This is a genomic window from Clostridium sp. AF36-4 (assembly GCF_003435975.1).
Classification (GTDB): domain Bacteria; phylum Bacillota; class Clostridia; order Lachnospirales; family Lachnospiraceae; genus Eubacterium_F.
The window spans coordinates 1-5,555 of the sequence record NZ_QTVH01000049.1 but is presented as its reverse complement, the minus strand read 5'-3'; the positions used below and the strand labels follow the sequence as shown (position 1 = coordinate 5,555).

Sequence of the window (5,555 nt, the reverse complement as noted above, 5' to 3'; positions counted from 1 at the left end):
GATTATATCATTTATTCCAGTGTTGGTGTTACAACTTTATTATACCATCTCAGGACATTGATCTTGAGAACAGAACTGTAAATATTGACCATCAGTTGCAGAGAACATCGGATATGCGATACATCATAGAAACCACAAAGACGGATGCCGGAACAAGAGTATTACCAATCACGGAGGATGTGGCACAGATGTTTCAGGCAATCATTGAGGATAGAAATGCACCGAAAGTGGAGAAAGCCATAGATGGATATAGTGGATTTCTATTTTACGATGATAATGGAATGCCACTTGTGGCAATGCACTGGCAGCACCGTTTCAATCATATGGTTGGTAGGTACAATGACATTTACTGGGTGCAGATGCCAAATATCACACCTCATGTATGCCGACACACCTATTGCTCGAATATGGCAAAATCGGGAATGAATCCAAAGACATTACAATACCTCATGGGGAATTCGGATATATCAGTCACAATGAATGTGTACACGCATATCGGATTCGATGACGCTGAGGGAGAATTGAAACGAATGGAAGAGTTTAGAAAGGCACAGGCGGAGGTTGAGCAGAAGAAAGAGAAACCGATGTCGCAGAAAATGTTTAAGGCAATTTAATATAGAAGATAGATGTGCGCTCTGGCTTTTTATTGGCTGGGGCGTTATTTTTGTGGAAAAAACGACTATATAAGATTATAATATAATTAGGTTTTTTAATATAATTTGAAATGGAGATGAAAAAATGTTAGTCCACATTGATAATTGTAATAATATAAAGTCTGCTAATATTGATTTGCAAGAGCAGAAAATGAATATATTTTTTGGAAGAAATGGAAGTGGAAAGTCTACAATTGCTAAGGCAATTGCATTGGTTTCAGAGGGAAAAGGTTTAGAGGCATTGCGTCCATATGGGAAAAAGAGTACGGCAAATCAGCCGACAGTAACCGGGGTGACAAACGAGAAGATTATGGTTTTTAACGATGAGTATGTTAAAACATATGTATATCAAAAAAATACTATTATTCAGAATGCGTTTGATGTCCTAGTAAGAACTCCTGAATACGATGCAGCAAAGCAATCAATTGATATAGAATTACATAATTTAAAGACTGTGATAATTGATGATGAGTTCGTTGTGGAATTGATGGGACAATTACAATTATTACTGGGGAAAATAAAAGTTGGTTCGAATCAACAATTGGATAGGAGAAGTGCAAAAGGCATTCTCGAAGGTAAAGGCGCATTTTTTAATCCACCTAAAGAACTTGAAGAAATGAAACCTTTTTTTGATGATGATAGTGTTACAAAATGGGCAAAGTGGAGAATGCAAGGATACGAGCAGTTTGGTAGAAAGGGATTGTGTCCATATTGTACAACAGATGATGATGAAAAAACGGAAAGAAGAAATCAAATTTTTTCTGAAAGTTTTGATAAAGGTAGCATTGAAATTGCTACATTGATTCTTTCTGTTATGGAGAAAATAGCTAATTTTGTAGATGAGCAGAAAATAGAACAATTAAAATCTTTTTTTGGAGTAAACGGGAATACTTCCTCATTGGAAACTCATCTTATAAAACTAAATGCAGAAGCTACTCATTTATTAAACCAGTTAACAAAAATTAAAGATTTTAATGGCTCAACAGTAAATAGAGAAAATATAAATGAATTAGAGAAAATGTTATCTGAAATGAAAATCGATTTTTCTGCAATCGATTCTTATTTTACAACGGATTATGCAATTGAGCACTTGGGCGTAGTAAATCAAAAAATTGATGAGCTATTGAGTAGTGTTGGAAAACTAAAAGGTGAGATTTCAAAGTATAATAAGTATCTTAGTGAACAGATTAAGAACAGAACAAAGGATATAAATGGTTTTTTAGAGTTAGCAGGATTTAAATATCATTTTGATGTGAAACTTGATGGAGAGGACAACGCATCAGCAATATTAGAATATATTTTGCCGGATAATACATATGAAGGTCTTGATGCGCCAAATGAACATTTAAGTTGGGGAGAACGTCATGCATTTGCATTGATTATGTTTATGTTTGATGCTATTAGTAAGAATGCAGATATTATTATACTAGATGACCCAATATCATCGTTCGACAGGAATAAGAAATATGCAATAATAAATAGATTATTCAAGACTGGTGATAAAGATAATAGTCTATATCAAAGAACGGTTTTATTACTTACACATGATTTTGAACCTGTAATAGACTATGTTCAGACACATTCTGGAAGACAAAATGCAGATTCAAATTGTGCGTATTATATTGAAAATGTTGATGGAGATATTATATGTACTGAGATAGTTAAAGATGAAGATATGCTGTCATCAGTTGTTCTGTTAAAAGAACTAGCGATGTATGAAAATTATCATGTGGCAGCCAGAATAGGGTGTTTGAGAAAATATATAGAACATCAATATGTAAATCCTAGAGATGACTCAAGTGCATATAACATTCTTTCGAGTTTAGTGCACGGAAGACAAGCTGTTTCCAAAGATAATGCTGGAAATATATTGTTGGAAGACAACGAATTATTTGAAGGAAATAACTATATTAAGGAATTTATATCCGATTTTGATTATTCGAATTTGTTGATAGAATGTGCACCTGAAAATCTGATACGAGCATATATGGATACAGAGAAGACAGCTTATGAACGTCTTTTGATATTACGTTTTTATGTTGAAAGAGACGAAGCAGCGAGGAAAAGACTCAGAGATTATAATGATGTTCTGAGAAAATATGTTGATGAAACATTCCATATTGAAAATGATTATTTATATTCATTAGATGTGCGCAAATTTAATATTGTTCCAGAGGAATATAATACATATGCAGAGCGTTTTGTTGCTAACGAAGTGGCACGATATGATTTTCAATAACAAAATCCTTAGTAGTAACCCAACCCCGTTTTACTACCAATTTTACTACTAACAGGTAGTAACAACTTACTAAATTCTGCTCTGATTTGCCACAATCTGTAATTTCAGAGCAAACTACAAAATCCCCGAAATCCTTCGCATAATAGGGCATTCCGGGGCAAAATAAGGAGAAACAAAACTATGATAAAAGTACTATTCATCTGCCACGGCAGGACTATGGGTAGTCAATAAAATCAAGGCTTTAGGTGGCATTACATGGGCATATCGTGGCAGGTGTAGTAGTGGCAGACTACGGCAATACTACGAATGAGGGAATGCAAATGAGCCGATGTAGAAGTGCAGATTTTAACGGTAGTAGCAATCGTTAAATCGTAAGGGCAATCGTTATATAGTGTGCAATCGTTGAATAGTCTAGCAGCATCGTGTAAAATGAATATCTAGTTGGATACGGACATATAATATTAATGCAGCCGCAAGCTGTGATTTGAACTTATATTTGACCTTGACAGGCGGAACATTTGAATGTATACTTTAAGTACAGTAAGAGATTGCTGCAAATGTTTGTTGCTACTCGATATGCAACTCAAATAAGGTCGAGTTCAAATGTTTGTCGCTACTCGATATGCGACTTAGAAAAGGTCGAGTTCAAATGTTTTGAGGTTCCGTTCGAGAGGTCGGAGCCTCTTTTTGACGATAGGAGAAGAAATGGAAATAGGACATTTTTATTATATTGATGATCAATACTTTAAGGATTTTCCAGATTCTTATTTGATGCAGAATAAGGAAAAGGTAAATGGACAGTTACATGATAGACCATGCTTTTATGCATTCCAGGATAGTAATACGCAGCTGTTTTGGATGATACCATTTTCATCACAGACTTCTAAATTTAAAGGAATCTATAATAAGAAAATGCAAAAGTATCATAGGTGCGATACAATTGTTTTTGGAGAAGTGCTTGGCCATGAGAAGGCATTTTTGATTCAAAATATGTGCCCGATTACAGAAAAATATATGAAAAATGAGTATCTGGACTCTGTTGCCAACATACCAGTTCGTGTTGATGGTAGATTGGAAAAGGAGTTAAAGGATAAAGCGGGAAAAGTTTTAGCATTGCAGAGAAAGGGAGCGAAGCTGATTTTTCCAGATGTCCTTAGTATAGAACAGGAATTATTACAATAGATATAAATACCTATGTCGGATAAAGAGAGGTGTCTTTCCTAGTGGCAGGCACCTTTTTTTATTTAAAACCGTGTGGTGTATTTCGGGTGCCTTTTTGACTGGTAAAAATATGCCTTGGCTGATATAATGTAAAGTAAACACTCCAAAACAAGGCGTAGTGACACAGTTCCCATTTTAAGATATGATATCCGTAGCCTGTTTATCTAGGCGAGCGTTTTTTACGGTACTTTGACAAATAACATATTTCAGGCAATTGATCTGACCACGGTAACAAACTGTCAACAGCCTCTGGTTGATTACAAAAATCTGTATTCGGCATAATGGTCAGGATGTGATTCAGATACTCATATACATCCAGATCATTGGCCCGTGCACTTTCTACCAAAGTATAAAGAACGGCATTTGCCGCTGCTCCTTTCGGAGTGTCTGCAAACAGCCAGGCGCGGCGTGCTGTGGCAAATGGGCGAATATGGGATTCGCACAAATTATTCGAAATAGCAAGTCTCCCATCTTCAAGGAATGTTTCCAATTGTTTCTTATGATTGATGGTATAATTCAGTGCCTTTGTCAGTTTTTCGTTTGTCGTCGGCGTCGAGGCTGTTTCATCCACCCACGCCCAAAAGGCATCAAGCATGGCACGGGATGCTACTTGACGCTTTTCTCTTTTCTCTTCATAAGAAAGATTCTTCATCTCATCTTCCAGTTTGAACAGAAGATCGATGTACTCTCTGGCTTCGGCACCTTTGGAGTTTTCCAATTCCTTGCCATTGCTATCGAGAGGGATGCTTTCAACATAGTATCTTCGCACATGCGACCAGCAAAAGTTGTTCTTTATGCCATCCATGTTCAGATTCTCGTATGCTGTGTAGGCATCCGTTGTGAGATATCCATGATATCCGGTCAACAAATCGACAGCAACTTTCCTGCTGCGGGTTCTGGAATAATGAAATAGTGTAGCTTTTATTTTTTCACTTGCTCCACTTTGCAAAACCCACATAAAAGAATCACTGCTTGCCTTTTTTCCGGGCTCTTTGTTTACCTGAATTCTGGTCTCATCCATGTGCAGGTTCTCACACTTCTGAATCATGCATTCATGAATTCTTTCATAAATCGGTGTAAACCAATCCTCGCTGCAACGGATTACCCAGTTTGCCATGTTCTTTCTCGGAAGAACAAGACCCATCCGGTAAAAATCTTTTTCCATCCGGTTGAGCGGTATTCCCATGGCAAATTTCTGATACATGATATGGGCAACCAGTGAAGGTGTCGCTATGGAATGGGACAGCACACTTGCCGGCACGGCCGCTTTCTGAAGATGATCCTTCACATTCACACTGCCGTCTGTTCCGCAACTTGTACATTTTTTAACCTGACGATAAATCTGTTTTACAATCAGTTTTGCCTGTTGGTATTCCACTTCTGTCCGGACTGAGATGGTATAATAAAGTTGTAACACCAACACTGGAATAAATGATATAATC

General features: G+C 36.7%; 4 protein-coding genes. 3 read left to right on the top strand and 1 reads right to left on the bottom strand.

The genetic code is table 11. The annotated features are described in order from the left end of the window. The 3 genes from DW005_RS13315 to DW005_RS13305 all read left to right on the top strand — a co-directional run. On the top strand, positions 1-614 hold a 614-nt coding region (locus DW005_RS13315), incomplete at its 5' end, for a site-specific integrase (RefSeq protein WP_147324447.1). Between the two features lie 124 nt (positions 615-738). Then, on the top strand, positions 739-2,892 hold the full coding sequence (locus DW005_RS13310; protein ID WP_117480162.1) for an AAA family ATPase: 2,154 nt from the start codon (positions 739-741) through the stop codon (positions 2,890-2,892). 705 nt (positions 2,893-3,597) lie between these two features. Further along, positions 3,598-4,074, top strand: a complete 477-nt coding sequence (locus DW005_RS13305; RefSeq protein ID WP_117480161.1) for a hypothetical protein — start codon at positions 3,598-3,600, stop codon at positions 4,072-4,074. A gap of 199 nt (positions 4,075-4,273) precedes the next feature. Here DW005_RS13305 and DW005_RS13300 read toward each other — a convergent pair. Then, on the bottom strand, positions 4,274-5,555 hold a 1,282-nt coding region (locus DW005_RS13300), incomplete at its 5' end, for an IS66 family transposase (RefSeq protein WP_242989490.1).

Bases quoted from the DNA above. Each gene is read 5' to 3' on its own strand.
- DW005_RS13310 (WP_117480162.1), top strand. From the start codon at position 739: ATGTTAGTCCACATTGATAATTGTAATAATATAAAGTCTGCTAATATT.
- DW005_RS13305 (WP_117480161.1), top strand. From the start codon at position 3,598: ATGGAAATAGGACATTTTTATTATATTGATGATCAATACTTTAAGGAT.